General features: G+C 33.7%; 19 protein-coding genes. 16 read left to right on the top strand and 3 right to left on the bottom strand.

Annotated features, from left to right (window positions below; all coding sequences use genetic code 11):
- Nucleotides 1–18: 18 nt before the first annotated feature.
- A complete protein-coding gene (locus H7F21_RS16685; protein WP_185790456.1) occupies nucleotides 19–1,086 on the bottom strand; it encodes a tyrosine-type recombinase/integrase in 1,068 nt (355 codons plus the stop codon).
- 433 nt (nucleotides 1,087–1,519) lie between these two features.
- On the opposite strand from H7F21_RS16685, the gene H7F21_RS16680 reads away from it, so the two are divergent.
- From H7F21_RS16680 to H7F21_RS16610, 15 genes are all read left to right on the top strand, one after another.
- Nucleotides 1,520–2,077: a hypothetical protein gene (locus H7F21_RS16680; protein WP_185790455.1), complete on the top strand. Its 558-nt coding sequence runs from the start codon at nucleotides 1,520–1,522 to the stop codon at nucleotides 2,075–2,077.
- A 440-nt stretch (nucleotides 2,078–2,517) separates the two neighbouring features.
- Nucleotides 2,518–3,351, top strand: a complete 834-nt coding sequence (locus tag H7F21_RS16675) for a rhomboid family protein (RefSeq protein ID WP_185790454.1) — start codon at nucleotides 2,518–2,520, stop codon at nucleotides 3,349–3,351.
- A 184-nt stretch (nucleotides 3,352–3,535) separates the two neighbouring features.
- Nucleotides 3,536–4,267 carry a DUF6090 family protein gene (locus H7F21_RS16670; protein ID WP_185790453.1) on the top strand — a complete coding sequence of 244 codons (732 nt, stop codon included), beginning with the start codon at nucleotides 3,536–3,538 and terminating at the stop codon, nucleotides 4,265–4,267.
- Nucleotides 4,268–4,468: 201 nt separating this feature from the next.
- Complete coding sequence (locus H7F21_RS16665) at nucleotides 4,469–5,212, top strand: SGNH/GDSL hydrolase family protein (RefSeq protein WP_185790452.1); 744 nt, start codon at nucleotides 4,469–4,471, stop codon at nucleotides 5,210–5,212.
- Between the two features lie 166 nt (nucleotides 5,213–5,378).
- Nucleotides 5,379–6,620 carry an alpha/beta hydrolase-fold protein gene (locus H7F21_RS16660; RefSeq protein ID WP_185790451.1) on the top strand — a complete coding sequence of 414 codons (1,242 nt, stop codon included), beginning with the start codon at nucleotides 5,379–5,381 and terminating at the stop codon, nucleotides 6,618–6,620.
- A gap of 354 nt (nucleotides 6,621–6,974) precedes the next feature.
- Nucleotides 6,975–7,412 (top strand): hypothetical protein, encoded by a 438-nt coding sequence (locus tag H7F21_RS16655; RefSeq protein WP_185790450.1) that lies wholly within the window; start codon nucleotides 6,975–6,977, stop codon nucleotides 7,410–7,412.
- Nucleotides 7,413–7,511: 99 nt separating this feature from the next.
- Nucleotides 7,512–8,288 (top strand): hypothetical protein, encoded by a 777-nt coding sequence (locus tag H7F21_RS16650; RefSeq protein WP_185790449.1) that lies wholly within the window; start codon nucleotides 7,512–7,514, stop codon nucleotides 8,286–8,288.
- Nucleotides 8,289–8,443: 155 nt separating this feature from the next.
- Nucleotides 8,444–9,340, top strand: coding sequence for a polysaccharide deacetylase family protein (locus H7F21_RS16645; RefSeq protein ID WP_185790448.1), 897 nt, complete (start codon nucleotides 8,444–8,446; stop codon nucleotides 9,338–9,340).
- 184 nt (nucleotides 9,341–9,524) lie between these two features.
- Complete coding sequence (locus H7F21_RS16640) at nucleotides 9,525–9,812, top strand: YciI family protein (protein ID WP_185790447.1); 288 nt, start codon at nucleotides 9,525–9,527, stop codon at nucleotides 9,810–9,812.
- 316 nt (nucleotides 9,813–10,128) lie between these two features.
- The gene (gene yiaK, locus H7F21_RS16635; RefSeq protein ID WP_185790446.1) at nucleotides 10,129–11,136 is read left to right on the top strand and encodes a 3-dehydro-L-gulonate 2-dehydrogenase; all 1,008 of its coding nucleotides are present in this window, start codon (nucleotides 10,129–10,131) and stop codon (nucleotides 11,134–11,136) included.
- Between the two features lie 199 nt (nucleotides 11,137–11,335).
- Nucleotides 11,336–12,169, top strand: a complete 834-nt coding sequence (locus H7F21_RS16630) for a VOC family protein (RefSeq protein ID WP_185790445.1) — start codon at nucleotides 11,336–11,338, stop codon at nucleotides 12,167–12,169.
- 133 nt (nucleotides 12,170–12,302) lie between these two features.
- Complete coding sequence (locus H7F21_RS16625; protein WP_185790444.1) at nucleotides 12,303–13,109, top strand: LytR/AlgR family response regulator transcription factor; 807 nt, start codon at nucleotides 12,303–12,305, stop codon at nucleotides 13,107–13,109.
- An 89-nt stretch (nucleotides 13,110–13,198) separates the two neighbouring features.
- Nucleotides 13,199–14,401 (top strand): dioxygenase family protein, encoded by a 1,203-nt coding sequence (locus tag H7F21_RS16620; protein WP_185790443.1) that lies wholly within the window; start codon nucleotides 13,199–13,201, stop codon nucleotides 14,399–14,401.
- Between the two features lie 173 nt (nucleotides 14,402–14,574).
- Nucleotides 14,575–15,267: a class I SAM-dependent methyltransferase gene (locus H7F21_RS16615; RefSeq protein ID WP_185790442.1), complete on the top strand. Its 693-nt coding sequence runs from the start codon at nucleotides 14,575–14,577 to the stop codon at nucleotides 15,265–15,267.
- Between the two features lie 73 nt (nucleotides 15,268–15,340).
- The gene (locus tag H7F21_RS16610) at nucleotides 15,341–15,808 is read left to right on the top strand and encodes a DinB family protein (RefSeq protein WP_185790441.1); all 468 of its coding nucleotides are present in this window, start codon (nucleotides 15,341–15,343) and stop codon (nucleotides 15,806–15,808) included.
- On the opposite strand, the gene trhA is transcribed toward H7F21_RS16610, so the two are convergent.
- The gene (trhA, locus tag H7F21_RS16605) at nucleotides 15,805–16,434 is read right to left on the bottom strand and encodes a PAQR family membrane homeostasis protein TrhA (protein ID WP_185790440.1); all 630 of its coding nucleotides are present in this window, start codon (nucleotides 16,432–16,434) and stop codon (nucleotides 15,805–15,807) included. The genes H7F21_RS16610 and trhA overlap by 4 nt on opposite strands.
- Complete coding sequence (locus H7F21_RS16600; protein ID WP_185790439.1) at nucleotides 16,435–17,130, bottom strand: DUF4294 domain-containing protein; 696 nt, start codon at nucleotides 17,128–17,130, stop codon at nucleotides 16,435–16,437.
- A gap of 124 nt (nucleotides 17,131–17,254) precedes the next feature.
- Between H7F21_RS16600 and H7F21_RS16595 the strand changes: the two genes are divergently transcribed.
- A complete protein-coding gene (locus H7F21_RS16595; protein WP_185790438.1) occupies nucleotides 17,255–18,343 on the top strand; it encodes a M42 family metallopeptidase in 1,089 nt (362 codons plus the stop codon).
- Nucleotides 18,344–18,349: the final 6 nt, after the last annotated feature.

Raw genomic sequence — 18,349 nt, 5'->3', positions numbered from 1 at the left:
TTTCAAAAAAGGGAGGTTCTATAAACTATCTAATGGACTTTTAATTTTTGATTTACTTCTTGGGGTAACCTTGGTGTAAATTTGGGTAGTTTTTATAGAATTATGCCCAAGTAATTCTTGAATAAAGCGCATATCTGCGCCAGACTCCAACAAATGAGTAGCGTATGAGTGTCTAAGACCATGTATACCTATATCCTTTTTAATACCAGCTTTTTTCATAGCCGTCTTAAATACCTGTTGTAAACTCGATTTGGCATAAGCACCACCATACTGTCCTTCTAGCAAATATATTTTTGGCTTATATCTTAAGTAATATTCCCTGAGTTCAGGCAAAATAGATTCGGGTAATGGTACATATCGGTCTTTTTTACCTTTAGAGCTGCAAACATGTACAACCATTCTCTTACTGTCTATATCCTTAATTTTTAAGCCCACGACCTCAGAGACGCGCAATCCCATGCCATAAGCTAATTCTAAGCCTATTCTATGTTTAAGATTCGTAGTTACCCTAAAAAGCTTTCTGACTTCTGATTTGCTTAACATTTTTGGTAAGGTCATTGGCTTTTTGGGGCGCGGAATATCGAAAAACATTTTTGGACGGTGTAATACCTGTTCAAAATAAAATTTAATGGCATTTATCTTACCATTCATCTTTCGTTCGCCCATTTTTTCCACTTTTATGCAATAGAGAAAGTAGTCCTTTAGACGCTTAGGTGAAAGGTCTGCAACATCATAATCATCCAAAAGATTAAGTAAATGGAAGAAGTCACTCAAATACATCCGTCTTGTATTTTGACTATATTTTTTAAGTGTAAGCTGTTTATCAAAGTCCAAGTATGCTTGTTGATTTATGGGATGAATTTTTAAGGCTTTTGCCTTGACCATATTTTTGGACTTTAACTTTAGAGCATCCCTTACTACCGGCAAGTCTGGTAAATACCATGACTTTTTTGTTGCGCTCCATTTTGCAGAAGGAAAACGTTGCCTAAGATCTCTAATTAAATCCTTATTGAATTGAAATTTAATTAGAATAACATCCTGATCTTTATGCTTGGCTGTTGAAAATTTATATTTTTTAAAATCCATACAGGTATATTGTATATCACTAGAGTTAAATATAAGCAATTTGATATACAAAATACATGATAACAAAAAATTAATTAACCATTGATATGCTTAAGTTTATAAATAATTTCTATATTAGAAAATAGAGACATAAATACAGATATATTTATGTGTTAGTGGCAATGCTTCGCACGAGAAAACCGTTTCGCTTATCGCGAAACTTCTTTTTGCTCTATTGCCACTAACGGCCAGACAGCACGACCGCTATTCGCTGGCAATAGCATATGGCCATTTCCTTTTACAACAATGAAAAGCAATCCCTACTAGGAACTGCCACTAACATCGGGTAAAGCGAATAACGTCTAAAGGCTTCTATTGCTTATATTTGTTACTCAAACATCGCAACTCGCCTTACCCGTCTGGCCGTTAGGTGTAATTTGACCAAACCCTGAAAATGATATTAAAACATGAAAATTTCGTAATCGAAATAACAGATGAATCTGATTTGGATTCAGCAAAATTCAGTCAGAAATTTAAGAAACAGTATCCAGCCGATTTAGGTCATAAATTAGAATATCAACCTTCCTCTAAACACGGAATTAGGATAATAGAAAACGGAATTGAAAAATGCAGCGTAATATTATTGGAAAATGGAGGCGCAACTGGAATTTCCGAAAACTCATTCCTCATAAAAAATGACAGAATCTATATCTGCTGTTCTGATAAAGTTTATTGCTTAAATATAACGGATTTATCTGCCAACTGGAGAAAACAATTTGACATTGCAACCTGTTTTGGAATTTACGAATTTGAAGGCGACTTTATTATACATGGAGAACTTCAGATTAGCCGAATCGACAAAAACGGAAACGAAAAATGGACTTTCGGAGCCAAAGATATTTTTGTGAATCCAGATGGAAAGGAAGAATTTAAAATTAATGATGACAGAATTGAATTGACCGATTGGAATGGAACGAAATATGAATTAAATTCTGACGGAGTTGAAATCTGAATAAACTACACCTAACAACGTGTATAGTCAATTGCTGGATGGTGTTTAAAGATTACCACGGAAATTCTGCCGAATTTCCTTCACGCAGTTTCTTTTTGCTAACTTAGCGCTAACAGCAACTAACCATACACGAACACGATGATGTACAATTCACCAAAAGGTGAACTCAAGTTGCTACATTGTCGCTGCGCTCCAATTCCCACCACTTGAGATATGTACATCATCGCAGGGCTATGCCAGATTGCATATGGCGTATGCATTAGGTATATGTCCTTCAATCACCTTTGGGCGCCATCGAGGAAAACTGTACATATCAATGGCTATATGCAACCTGTCCACGTTTATCTTGTATTTATAAATAGCAGCGAATATATTCGCTATATTTAAAATCCAAAACGTGGCTACACATAGCCCTGCGTTAGCCACAATTAAAACAAAAAATGGAGGAAATCGGAATTATTGCATTGTTACTTATCATTGCGAATGGAATTGTAACCTATAAAGGCTTAAATGATTTCATATTTTTCGATAAGTTTTTATTCAATGTTGACCGAATACTGGTCGATAAAGATTACAAAAGACTTGTCACCTCTGGATTTTTGCACGCTGATTGGACTCACTTTACATTTAATATGATAACCTTATATCTTTTTAGTCAAAGCTTGGAAGTATATATCGGAATACCAGCGTTTATAGCATTGTACTTCGTAAGTTTAATTGGTGGAAATTTACTTGCTCTTTATATTCATAGAAATCATCCTGACTATTCTGCGATTGGAGCTTCGGGAGCAGTTAGTGGATTGGTATTTGCCTCAATCGGATTATTCCCTGGAATGGAAATAGGTTTTATTTTACTTCCAATTTTTATTCCTGCTTGGCTTTATGGAATAGCTTATGTCTTATATTCAATCTATGGAATTAAAACAAAAAAAGATAACATTGGACACGAGGCTCATTTAGGTGGAGGAATTGTCGGGCTTATAATAGCAATTGGAATAAATCCAAGCATTATACAGACGAATTACTTTCCAATAATCCTAATCCTAATACCATCTTTGACTTTTTTATATCTAATCGTAAAGAAACCGCATTTTTTAATAGTTCAGAATCCTTTTTCAAAAACCAAAAATGTTGTAACAATAGAAGATAAATATAATTCGAACAAAGCCTCAAAACAGAACGAATTAAACCGAATTTTGGATAAAATAAATAAAAAAGGTTACGATAAGTTATCGAAAAAAGAAAAAGATAAGCTTAACGATTTATCAAAGTAAAGTACTTTTGGCAGCAATGTGTATAATTCATTGCGTTTGATTTTCCTTTCGGAAAATCCTCGCTCATGAACAATGGGTTTCTACTTATTTGCTATCTTAGGTCTCACGCAACTAACCATGCACAACAACGTTGTGCTTCATTATAACCAACCATTAAGATTCCCGCTTTCTCGGGAAATAGAATATGATAAAATTCTTTAGAAAAATTAGACAAGATTTACTTTCAAAAGGTAAAACTGGAAAGTATCTAAAATATGCGATTGGAGAAATTGTACTTGTTGTTATTGGAATTTTAATTGCATTGGGAATAAATAATTGGAATGAAAACCGCAAACAAAATAATATAATCCGTAATTTTTATTACCAATTAGAAGGAGACTTGGATGATGAGACACATAATCTAAAAACAGTAATTATTCGAATTGATGAAAGTATAAATTCATATGAGGAATATTTAGAACTTACTAAAGCATCAAATTTAAAACTCATCGAAATGATAAATGCACTAACTGAAGTTAAGTTAGCTTTTTGGTATCCATCATTTAATTCTAATACTATTGGAACGTTAGAGACTACGGGAGACATAAAATTAATGCCCTCTCTCATAAGACAAAAGTTAATTTCTCTGATAAGAAAACAAGAAGGAATTGTCAGTCAAGCCAATGGGAATTACAGTGTTTATTTGAGTGATTTACAAAAAGCTGGGAATTTAGGATTTTATAGAAACAATTATCACTTGAAAGAAAATAGCCATTTAAATTATACAGAAAACTACCCAGAAATAATATTGACTCTTGAGAACGCTTTATATCTTAAAAATTACACAGAAAAAAGACAACTAATTGAATTAAAGAAAATGCTAAATGATGTCAATGAATTGAAAGAATTAATTAAGATTGAGATAAATAAAAAATAACGAAAGCACAACAACGTGCATAGCTCATTGCGGCTGAATTCCTTAATCGGAATTGCTTCACCAGTTCGCTATGCTCGTGTCATTGCAATTTGCTATCTTTCGGTTACGGCGTAAAATCATGTCTTCGACAAGCTCAGGCACCAACTGATTTTCCGCAACGACACCATGAACAAGACCATTAAGTAAAATTTAAAAACATACATGAAAGTTACTAAGCACTTATTTTTTATAATTTTCTTTATTGGAATAACGAATCAGAGTTTAGCCCAAGTTAAAAAAGATACCCTGAGTGTTTTATTTGTTGGAAACAGCTACACATACTATTCTAATATGCCTCATCTTGTTTCTTTGATTTCAGACAGTACAAAAGTTAAATTAATAACCTCTAAAAGCACTGCTGGTGGAGCTAAATTAAGCGACCATTGGAATGGCAACAAAGGACTTAAATCAAAAGAAGCAATAAGCAGTGGAAAATACGATATTGTTGTATTACAAGGACAAAGTAAGGAAGCTGTTAAGGAAAAGGAAGAATTTCTCATGTATTCTAAAAAGCTATCTGACCTAGTTAAAGCGTCTGGTGCAAAACCGTACTTATATGTTACTTGGGCTCCACAAAAAATTCCACAATATCAAGAAACAATAACAGAAACGTTTCAACAAGCATCAAAAGAAAGTGATTGCGGACTTGTAATGGTTGGAGAAGCTTGGAAATTGGCTAAAGCATTAAGACCAGATATACAATTGTTTTTACCAGATGGTAGTCATCCATCAGATTTAGGAGCATTTTTAACGGCTTGCGCTTTTGTAAAAACTTTTTCAAAAGAACTACCTAAAAGTCAACCAGACAGGTTTTTCATAACTGATTCAGATGGAAAGGAAGTTATGATTTTCAGGGAAAATTCTATGAATATTGAATTCTGTCTAAAGGTAATTCAAAATTTATAGAAAAACCAGCAGGTAACAACCTTCATAATTCATTGCTAGGACTCGTCTACTTACGAATATTCTTTGGGAAAATTCTATTTGGTTTTTATTTACTAAATTAAGTGCTGAAACACCCCACTAACCATAAACAAACACGCCGTTAGCCTCAATAAACTTCAATAAAAGAATGAAAAAAAATACCCTGTTAATATTAACAATCTGTTCAATATTTATTTTGCATCAAGAAATTATCGGACAATCAAAGACAATCGAATTAGAGGTTGTAGATAGCCTATTTTCAACATCACTTCAGGAAAATCGCGAATTTTGGGTAAAGCTCCCTGAGAATTACGAACCAAATGGAGATCAAAAATATCCTGTGGTATATTTACTAGATGGATTCTCTCTGCAAAACACTTTGGAAACTGTATATAATAACTATTGGGGGCATTATTTACCTCATATGATACTTGTTGGGATTTCAAATAAAAATAACAGAATAAAAGACCTAACCACGTCCCAAGTTAAAATGAGGCGAGGAAGTATTATGGACGCTGAAACAGGAGGCGCAGGAATATTCACGCAATTTATAGAGAGAGAACTCATTCCACATATTGATAATACATACCCTACAACACCATATAGAACCTTAATTGGCCATTCCTATGCTGGCTTATTTACCATAAACACGCTCTTCAATCATAATCATCTATTTGAAAATTACATCGCAATAGATCCAAGTATGGATTGGGATGATCAAAAATTATTGAAACAGACGAAAGAAAAATTAAAGGCAAAAAGTTTTAAAGGAAAATCACTTTATGTATCTCTCGCCGCAGAACAACTACATATGTTCGATGAAAAAATAACAATAGATAATATTATGACCGATACCTCAGAATTTACACTGTTTGCTCGTTCAATAATCGATTTTTCAAAATTCATGGAATCGCGGACTGAAAGTGGATTAAATTTCTCTTGGAAAATTTATCCAGAAGACTTACATGGAACGGTGCCCTTACCTTCAATGAGAGATGGATTAATTTTTCTTTTTAACTGGTATCAGTTTAAAACCCCAGAGAGATATAACAACCCGGACACAACCGTAGGAGAATTAACTGAATTATTAAAAAAACAAGAGGAGATCTATTTAGCCCATTTTGGTTATCATGTACCTCCAATGATTGAGGAATTATTAAATGGTTATGGCCATATGAATATGCAAATGGGGCAAACTGAAAGGGCACATATGTTTTTTAAAATGAACGTCCACTATTACCCAAAAAGTGCAAATGCCTATGATTCAATGTCGGGTTATTATGAAACTCAAAATGATATTCCTAATGCACTCAAGTTTGCCCAGAAAGCTGCTGAATTAAGTGATAACGAATACTATAAAACTAGAATTAAAGAATTAAAAAATAAATAACCGAGGCTACAATGTATATAAGCCATACCCCCTTAGGGATACGGCTCATTTACTCGACATATCAGGCCACTAGATGCAATTATTCATGGCATTTATATTTTAAAAATAAGAATTCATCAGTCGCTTCGCTCGGTGGTTGCTCTTTTTTTGTTCCCAATAAAAGAAAAATCAAAGCTAACGCTCGCTTCCCCAGCTAGCTTAAGGTCGATAATTGGCAATTAAAAACCATAGCGCGGGATAACTATTGCAAATCATCGACACCATTTTTCATTATCTTCACAAAAAAACATACAACTGCAAATAGCGCAGCGTTGTGTTTAATTGGCAAAAAACTTTCAACTAAAATAAATCTGAATGGAACAAAAGAAAAAAAAGAGCTTAATTGGAACAGCAGTTACTGTAGCGATAATGGTACTTGCTGTGAATTTCGGTTCAAGATTATTTAAGTCTAAAAAAGAGCTGACTTTGAGTAATGAAAATACGATTGCGGAAAGAGCCAGAATTATGAATAAGGACTGTCCGTTTACTTTTGACTCAAATACGAGCCTTGACAGTGTGACTTCGCCTGAAAAGAATGTTTTAAGACAAAATTACACACTTCTGAATGACAGCAAATCTGATATAGATACACAGGCTTTTAAAGAATTATTTAAACCTGAATTCAAGAAAAATCTGCAAAGCCAAAATCAAGCTGAATATTTCAAAAAATATAATACAAAATTAGTTTATAGATTTTACGATAAAGACAAAAATCACGTAACTGACATCGTTCTTAACCCTGATGAATATTAAAACCGAAATCTGAATTGAGTAATCTGATAAAACAACTAAAACATAACAACGTGTATAGTTCATTGCTTCTGATGGCTAAGCGCAGTGTTGGCAATAATAATGAAACAAGCTTTTAGCATATTAATAATCTTTCTGATTTCAATCAATGGATTTGCTCAATGTGATGATATTGATAAACTGGAATTAGGAGGCACTTATTCGTCTCGAACAAGAAACTATATTCCATTTGGAATAAAGCACAAAGACTCAATAGAAAGAGAAAACACTTTTTATCCTTATGACATTAAGAATATTGAGGAATATTCTGATTTTATCCTAAAAAAAGCAAAAGAATATATTGTTAAACGTGCAAATATTGACTTTTACAATAAATTGGTAATGGGAGAATTTCAAGTTAATTATCTGGATAATGTAAAAGCGGAATATGACAAACCCGAATTATACGAATTAGCAAACTATAATGTCACTTATTGGATTCTCTTCACTTATCGGAATAACGGATTTGAACACGCATTTGGATTGGAATTTGACAAAGACGGAAAAATGGTTTCCGAAAACAAATTTCCTGACTTATCACTCAATCCTGAATTTGAAAATCTGACTGAACCTTGTCTTGCTCTGCAAAAAGTCAAATCGGACGAGAGATTTAAAAATAAAAAAGTGGACTTTATTGAGTTAGCCTATATCGATGATATAAATTCATTTTGTTGGTTAGTTAAAGAAAAAAGGAAGCAAGTAGAAAAATTGGGAGTTAGTGAATATTCTGTAGACTTATTTTATGTCAATGTAAATACAAACGAAATAGAACTTATTAAAAAAGAAAATGGAACTGTTATAGCTTGTGGTTATAAATTAACAAAGAAAACCAAAGACTAAAAAATTACTATTGCCAATACCGTTTATAATGAATTGCTTTGGTGTTTAAGTCTTAATCGGAAAATTCGGAGAATTTTCCTCAGGTTCTTTCCCTTTTGCTATCTTAGTCTCTACGCATTTAACCATTCATAAACACATTAGCCATAATTTTAAGAATGACTCGTCATATAATATTAACCTGCGTACTTATTTCGCTCCTGCTCTCATGCAATGAAAAGCCAAGTTTTATTGATTTTACTTATCCTAAAGGAAAAACAAAAGCCTTAGTGTTAAGCTATGATGATGGAACAATACAAGATATTGAATTAGCTAAACTTTTTGATGAAAATAGCCTTGTTGGAACCTTCAATTTGAATTCAAAATACTTGGGAGCAACAAGAGGTTGGCCACAACAAAATGGAGACACGATATATCAAAGATATGTTCCAAAAGATTCCTTAACAATCATTTATAAAAATCATGAAATAGCCGCTCATGGAGCTTTACACAAAAATTTCACTGGAATATCAAGTGAGGAAGTATTGGAGGAAACCAATACTGACCTTGAAATAATAGAAAAACTAACCAATAGAGAAATTATAAGTATGGCATATCCGTTTGGAAGTACAAATGATTCTATAGCCACATTAATTGCTTCAACTGGTATTAAAAATGGAAGAACTGTGGATGACACTCATGCATTTGATTTTCCAAGAAATTATATGATGTGGCATCCTACTTGTCATGATAGCAAAGTTTTGGATTATCTCGATTCTTATTTAGCATTGAATGACCAAAAATTATCTGTTTTTTATGTTTGGGGGCACTCATGGGAATTCGGCAATAACGAAAGATGGGAAAACATGGTTGAATTTTGTGAAAAAATTGGTAAATCAAAAGATATATGGTCTGTAAGTCATGGTAAACTGACCAACTATTTATTAGCCATTGAAAACGTACAAATTGGCAAACGTCAAATCATAAATCCTTCTTACAATGCTCCTATCTGGATAAATCTTTCAAGTGGAATTGAAAAATTAGATCCTGGTGAGTCTATTCAATTAAAACGGTAGCTAATAAAGTTTATAGTTCATTACTCTCAAATTCCTAATCGGAATTTCAAGCATTTTTACTAAGTTTATGGTTTGCTGCGACAAGTCACTCCGCTCGTGTTGGCGAAATGTATACAAAAACCTTGTCTGTCATACCACAACAAACGCAATAGCAACTGAAAACTGAATTAAAAACAAATAATAAATGTTCATTATAAATCTGACGTACAAAACAGAACTAGAAAACGTTGATCATTATTTAAACGAACATATTGAATTTCTAAATGAGCAATATGAATTGGGGAATTTTCTGGCTTCTGGACGAAAAATTCCAAGAACTGGCGGGATAATCTTGTCTAGAGTTGAAAACAAATCAGAACTTGAAAAAATCATTGAAAAAGACCCTTTTAACATAAATGAACTAGCCGATTATGAATTGACTGAGTTTATACCGAGCAAAACTTGTAATGAACTAAAGTTCTTAATTAAATAATAAGTACGAACACATCACAATGACTATGAGTAATTGCTTGTTTTCGTCTACTTCTAAAAATTTGCTAGCGCACAGCTCACACTTTGTGCTCGTGTCTCGCAGATCATCAGTTTGGTGAGTACTTGCAAAGTTAACTGCTAAACCACGCAACTACTCATAGCCGAAACCGTTTATAATGAATTGCTTTGGTGTTTAAGTCTTAATCGGAAAATTCTCCGAGTTTTCCTCAGATTCTTTCCCTTTTGCTATCTTAGTCTCTACGCAACGAGGCATGCACAAACACGTTGTAAACAATTAAAATAAGACAGAAGTATTCATGCGAATTTCATCCGAAAACATTCAAAAAGTTCTTTACGAACTTTTCGTTAAGTATAAATTCACCACAGAAAAAGCCCAATTAATTGCTAATGTTTTTACAGAAAGCACATTAGATGGTGTGAGTTCTCATGGGATCAATCGTGTGCCTCTTTTTATTGAATATATTGAAAAAGGTGTAATTAAAATTGATGCCGAAGCAGAAAAGGTAGCTTCTTTTGGCAACATAGAACGTTGGGATGGTAATCTAGGTCCTGGTATTGTCAATGCAACAAAGTGTACAAAAAGAGCTGTAGAGTTAGCAAAACAGCATGGAATGGGAATGGTTGCATTACGCAACACCAATCATTGGATGAGAGGTGGAACATATGGAAAACAAGCAGCTAATGACAATTGTATTTCGATTCTTTTTACAAATACTAAACCCAATATGCCACCTTGGGGTGGAAAAGACAGCAGAATAGGTAATAACCCCTTTGTTGTATCCATACCAAGAAAAAAGGGGCCTATTGTATTGGACATGGCAATTTCACAATTTGCGTTCGGTAAGATTAACGATTATAAATTAAGAGGTCAAAAGTTGCCTTACCATGGAGGTTGGGATGACAACAATGAACTCTCTAATGATCCTGATAAAATTCTATTAAAAGAACGCGGATTGCCAATCGGCTACTGGAAAGGGTCTGCCCTTTCTATTGTACTAGATATGCTGGCCACTATACTATCTGCAGGAAACTCTACCTACAAAATAGGTTCAAAGGAAATTGAGACTGCCATTTCACAAATTTATATCTGCATCTACCCTGAAGTTTTTAATGATAAAGGGCTACAGCAAAAACTAATAGAAGAAATCATTGATTTTACTCATGACGTAGAACCTATAATCCCAGGAGACAATATTTACTATCCAGGAGAACGAAGTTCACAAACCAGAGCTAAAAACTTAAAAGAAGGGGTTTTGGTCAACGAAAATATTTGGGAAAAGATTATGGCACTATCAAAAAAATAAATCAGACAAACAACTTATTGAAAATATATTGTCAAAAACCATTTAAAACAATGCATAACAACAATTTGTTTGCGTCAGTTCACTTCTCTCGTATCTAGCAGATTTTGCTACGCACAGTTCACTTCGTTCATGTCTATTCGGTTTGTATTTGCTAAATTAGTTGCTTAAACATGTACTAGTCATACATAAGACCGTTAAAATGAGCATCCGTAATTACACTATAATCTTAATCTTATTGTTTAGCCTATCGTCTTGCAAAGACACAGAGAGCAAATATAGTACTGATGAAATTACCAAAAACATTGCTTCGGACTTACAAATTGACCATCTCAATATTTGGGTTAATAATCCGAAAAAAACAAAAGAACGTTTAACTGATATTGGATTTACTGCTGTACCAGATTCACTTTCTGCAGTTCACCACGGACAAGGAACTGCAGGAAAGTATTTTCATTTTTTGAATGGCTACCTCGAATTGATTTTTGTTTATAACCAAAACGAGCTGGAAGACAATGTTTTAAAAAATAAAGATTTAGATTTTACGGAAAGAGCCAACTTTCAAAACAATGGAGCTTCCCCTTTCAGCATCGCTCTGAAAGTAAAAGATTATAAAACAGAAAAAATCCCATTCGAAAAAATAAGCTACCATCAAGATTGGATGGAGGAAAACACATCTATCTATTCAGCAAAAAACTCAAAAAAGCATCTTAAAGAACCTTCAATTTTTGTTGTCTATCCCCAAATTGAATCTGATAGATTTGAAACATTATCCGATTTAAAAAACATCCCAGAAGAATATGACTTTGTGAGAGCATTTTATAAGCATAAAAATGGAGCGCAAAAGATTACCAATATTATAATTACATCAACTGATTTAGATGTAAATACAGAAACGATCAAAGCAGTTAACGGAACTGAAAACTTGACCGTTAAAAATGGCCCAGAACATTTAATGGAACTTTATTTTGATAATAATATTCAACAAAAAACATTCGACTTAAGACCTCAACTCCCTTTAATTGTTTATTTGTAATCAACAACTTTTGACAATAACGTGTATAGTCCATTGCTACTATCGCAACCTTTAAGAATAATTTACAGACACACTAAAGTTCAGGTTTCTTTTACTAACTTTAAGCATATCATAGTAAATAGCCAAAAGATAATTGGAACAATCGATTTACATAAGCGAAAAATTCAAAATTCCAAGAATTGGTAAAATACCGCTCTGTGTAATTATTGTAGTTTTTGTTTTTATACTAGCAGTACTTCAAGATTATATATACAGTAGAATCAAACATACCGGATTTTATCTATCAGAATCAATGCTTTATAATACGTTCTGGGCATTTTTTATTCCATTGACCCTTTCTATAAACCGACTATTAAAACTTGTTAACCCAAAAAACATATTGGGTAGATTCCCTATAAATTTGGGAATTGCCATATCATTTAGTTTTATCCATATCCTAGTGTTCACCGCTCTATTTGTGCTAGTAAGTCATTTGGTATTTACGACACCACATCGTTTTACGACTATGTTTAATACTGCCTTTTCAAATCAATTTTTTATTGCTGTATTGTGGTATACTGTTTTCCCTGCAATTTATATTTCAAAACATAAACCAACTGATTTAACCACGAGTTATTTTGAAAAAATCAAAGTAAAAGTAGGCTCGAAAATTATTACGATTCCAACATCGACAATTCAGCTTATCTCGACTGATAAGCCCTATTCTATTATTTATACAAACGATCAAAAATTTTTAGACAATACAACTTTAAAGGAATTTGAAACTAAACTTAACCCAAAATGCTTCTTAAGAGTACATCGATCGACAATTATAAATGCAACGTACATTAAAGAACTAAAATCGAGAAGTAACGGTGATTATGATGCAAGACTCGAAAATGATGAAACTATTAGATTAAGTAGACATTACAGGCGCAACTGGCACCAACTACTCCAGTAAAACATATATTGACTCCACATAGATAAGTAACGACAAAAAGCAAAGTGAACATTCTCTGAAACATCTACATTTATTGAAAAACTTCAAAAATGTTAAGACTTTTAAAAATTGGACTCCTACTGACAACGTGTTTAAATTTGGTGAATTGTAATGGGCAAACTCACAATAAGGAGACCAACACCTTAAGTGATGATTTTAACAAATCAATGCCCTTTTATTACAAAATGCCCCAAAACTTATCATCAAGTGATACAAGTCCAGCATTTGCGAAAGCAGGACAAAAAATTCTTCTAACGGGAACCGTTTATCAACGAGACGGCAAAACACCTGCTCCAAATGTGATTCTATACTATTACCAAACAAATACTGATGGGATTTACGCAACCAAGGAAACCGAGGAACGAAATATGCCAAAAAATAAGTTGGGACAAACTCATGGCTACATTAGAGGTTGGTTAAAAACAGATGAACAAGGCAAATATTCGCTTTACACAGATAAACCTGGAGCGTACCCAAACAGAGACGATGCAGCACATGTGCATATTACGGTTAAAGAGAAAAATATGAAAGATCCATATTACATAGATAATTTTGTATTTGATAATGATCCTCTTTTAACTACAAAGCACAGAAAAAAAATGGAAAATCGAGGTGGAAGTGGCGTTGTCCGATTCGTTCAAAAAGGAGATCTATACATTGGTGAACGCAATATTGTTTTGGGCTTAAATATTCCAGATTACACTGTTCAAGCTCCAAAACATTCAAATTCGGGCAAAAATATTGGTGAAGATATTATTTCTTTTACGCCTTTTCATGCTTATGGAGCAGACAAAGGCACAAAAACCTGTCCGATTTGTAAATACGGTTGGTATCACGGGATTTTATACTTTGTTGGTAACAAACCCAATTGGGATGAAGTAAAAGATTGGCTTATATTTTTGGACCTTGAAAGCCAAAAAAGAGAAAACTATTTGAAAGTGTTTTTTGTATATGGCAAAGAATCGAACTACACCAAAGACAAGAGAATTCAAGAATTGGAAAAACTTGGAACTGAACTTGATTTACAAAAGGTCGCTTTAACCTTTGTTCCTTCCTTTAAAGATAAAAGTTCAGAAATAAATCTGAACAAAATAGATCCTAATGTGAAAAATACTTTTCTCATTTATAAGCGAAGTAATATTATTGACAAATATGTTGATCTTGAACCAAATCAAGAGAACTTTAAAAAAATAATTAATCGACTTGATGAAACAACCAACCAATACTTTAAGCTTTTAAGATCGAAGCAGTAATAAAAACGAGTCGATAGCCTATAAAAATAATAGCAGTTTTGGTATTTAAACAAAGCTGCTTTTTTTATATTTATGTTTAGTGCAATCCTAAAAAATCATTTTTTTTAGTACACTGCTTATATGAGACTATCATCAGAGACTTTAAGAATGATTAATGAAACCAAATAAGTAAAATGAAAACCAAATATCTTTTACCATTAATAAGCTTCATTTTTTTAATTGCTGCCTGTTCGGAGCATAAAACTAAAACGCATCATGAGGAAAGTAAAAAACAACATGTAACACCTTCTGCCAATGACTATATGCATCAGTCTTCAACCGACGAACTAATTGAACGTTTTGAATCGCCAGAAAGAGATGCCTACCAAAAACCAGAAAAAGTATTGGAGTATTTGGGTGATGTAAAGAATAAAAGGATTATTGATATTGGTGCTGGCTCTGGTTATTTTTCCGTAAAACTCGCAGAGAAAGGTGCAAATGTTATCGCTGCTGATGTTAGTGATGAGTTTCAAAATGCCTTAAAAAAGCGTATTGAAGACCATAAGATTAAAAATATTGAACTTCGTAAAATCCCATATGATAGTCCTAACTTAAAAGATGAAGAAGTAGATATGGTATTGATTGTAAACACCTATCATCACATAGAAAACCGAAGTGCTTATTTTTCGGAGGTAAAAGCTGGTACAAAAGTGGATGGAGAACTAATCATTATCGATTTTTTTAAAATCGAAGTTCCTGTTGGTCCACCTACAGACCACAAAATTTCTATAGATAAAGTCATAGCAGAATTGAAAGATGCAGGTTATAGCAAATTCAATGTCAATGTTGACCTATTACCTTACCAATATATCATCAAGGCCATGTGAAAGAGTGAGAAGTTCTAAGATGTTAAAACAGTCTTGGCAATTGAGGACTAACTATAAATACAATTAAAATAGTATGAGAACAACACAACATATAGCGCATCACCTACACCAGGTCTATTTTGGTGGTAACTGGACAGCTTCCAATCTTAAGGATCATCTAAATGGTGTGACTATAGAAATAGCTACTCGAAAAGTAAATGACTTAAACACCATATTAGCCTTAACATTTCATATTCATTATTACCTAAAGGGTACGATGGATGTTTTAAAAGGTGGTGATTTGACTATAAGAGATACGTTTAGTTTTGACCATCCTAACATAAGGACTGAAACAGAATGGCAAGACTTTCAAGCGAATATGTGGACTGAGGCTAATGAGTTCATTTCATGGATTGAAAAACTTAATGATACTATCCTAGAAACATACTTGGCAGAAGAAAAGTATGGCACGTATTTTAGAAATTTGGCAGGCATTATAGAGCATACCCATTATCACCTGGGACAAATTGCTATCATAAAGAAAATAATAGTGTCATCTTAAATCACGTGATTAAAGATCATAAAAAAATGACAAATAGCACCAGCCAAAACAAACATATGCCAAATAACGTGGTTGTAAGGAATCCTCTCAATAGCGTAAAACACAATTCCTACGGTATAGAATAATCCGCCAGCCATTAACCAAAATACGCCGCCGGTTCCAAGTGCTTCAGCAGTATTTGTATAGTCGAAAACAATCAACCAACCCATCACCAAATAGAGTAGTGTGGAAAAGGTTTCAAATCGTCCTGTAAAAAAGAGTTTTAGTATCACGCCAAAAGCGGCAATTCCCCAAACCACCCAAAATAACGACCAGCCCAAACTATCTCTCAAAAGAATCAACAAAACTGGTGTGTATGTTCCTGCTATTAATACATAAATACTAATATGATCTACGATCCTAAAATAATGTTTGCGCTTCTCCCCTTTTACTCCATGATAACATGTAGATGCCAAAAATAAAACGATGATGGAGGTACCATAAGTTATAACACTAAATAAGCTCCAAGGTTTGGCCTTATTATCTGAATATAAAATGAGTAGTATAAGAGCTGCTATTCCCAGAGCTGCACCAATACCATGAGATATGGCATTTAATTGCTCTTCGCGTTTAGATTGGATTCTCATTTATTGCTTGGGTTTAGCCTTTCTTCTAGTTTTTGGTTTGGACCATTTGTTTACACAAGCATAGAAGTCAATGTCAAATGCAGGTCGTTGACGTTCCAATTGCTCATTCTGAAAAGCGCGCTGTAGAATATCTTCAATTAAATAATCTTCTTCTTCTGCTAAGGGATCAAACGCTTTCTTCAATGAAATATCAAATAATTTCGCCGTACTATTAAACCAAAAGGCGCGCCAGCCACTGCGAAGTTCCTTAATAAGATCAAAGGTAGTTTTACCCGTTTGCCTATGAATAAGCTTTACCAAGATTTGGCCTTCTGTCTTTGTGAGTTTCTTCAACTCTTCAGAAAACTCATCTTCGATATACTTCTGAATCACTTTCGCGTATTTCTTTTTTTCACTTTTTCGTTTTAGTTGGTCTAATCGCTCTTGTAAAGCCTCTAAACGATCTGCTGCCAATTTAGCATAAGGATAGACCTTTAGTGTTTTACGTCTTAAGATGATATAGCGAATACGAGCATCACGATTTTCAAAATGAAGATTGGGCAATACTAGAACCTCTTCCAACTCTACAGATGTGACAGGAATGGAATCTCCCTCAACAATGATGTAATGGACCTGGGTGGAATCCTGCTCTACTGGTTCTATTTGGGCAAATACTGCCCATGAAAAAAATATTAAAATGTAGGTTAAATGCTTCATATGTTTTGTTACTTCCAAAACTGTTCCAAACTGCAATCTTGGAGTTCTTCAAAATTAAGAATTATTAAAGGCTATAACCTTAAATTCCTATTAATATTATTATTTTTAAAGAAAAATTTTACAAATGGCCAAAAAGCAATTACTAACAAAAAAGTCCATGGACTTTTTAGAAAAATATTTGAATAACGCATCACCTACTGGATATGAATGGGAAGGACAAAACATATGGATGGATTACCTTAAACCTTATGTTGATGAATTCATTACAGATACATATGGCTCAGCCGTGGCGGTGATAAATCCAAAAGCAAAATACAAGGTTGTCATTGAAGGACATGCAGATGAAATCTCATGGTATGTTAACTACATTTCGGACAAGGGTTTACTATACGTCATTAGAAATGGTGGAAGCGATCACCAGATTGCACCAAGTAAAATAGTTAATATTCATACCAAAAAAGGCATCGTAAAAGGTGTTTTTGGGTGGCCAGCAATACATACAAGGAGTAGAGCAAAAGAAGAGCCACCTAAGCCAGATAATATTTGCATTGATATTGGTGCTAAGGATAAAAAGGAAGTTGAAAAAATGGGCGTTCATGTAGGTTGTGTCATTACCTATCCTGATGAATTTCATATTTTAAACAAAGACAAATTTGTTTGTAGGGCCTTAGACAACCGAATGGGAGGTTTTATGATTGCTGAAGTGGCACGTTTACTACATGAAAACAAAAAGACCTTACCTTTTGGTTTATATGTTACCAATTCCGTACAGGAAGAAATCGGACTCCGTGGAGCCGAAATGATTACAGAAACCATTAAACCTAATGTAGCCATTGTTACTGATGTCACACACGATACAACCACACCTATGATAGATCCTAAAAAACAAGGTCTTGCAAAAATTGGAGATGGTCCCGTGGTAGCTTATGCACCTGCCGTACAGCAAAAACTGAGAGATTTAATTACCGATACTGCAGAGGAAAAGAAAATACCTTTTCAACGTACTGCGTTATCCAGAGCTACGGGAACTGACACAGATGCCTTTGCGTATAGTAATGGTGGCGTAGCTTCGGCATTGATTTCTCTACCACTTCGCTATATGCATACAACCGTAGAAATGGTGCATAAAAGTGATGTTGAAAACGTGATTCGGTTAATTTACGAAACACTTTTAAAAATAGAAGACGGAGAAACGTTTAGCTACTTCAAATAGAATTAG

The organism is Winogradskyella flava (genome assembly GCF_014243395.1).
In the GTDB taxonomy this organism is placed as follows: Bacteria; Bacteroidota; Bacteroidia; order Flavobacteriales; family Flavobacteriaceae; genus Winogradskyella; species Winogradskyella flava.
Note: the sequence above shows the minus strand (reverse complement) of the source record. Positions and strands in the feature narration are given on the sequence as shown.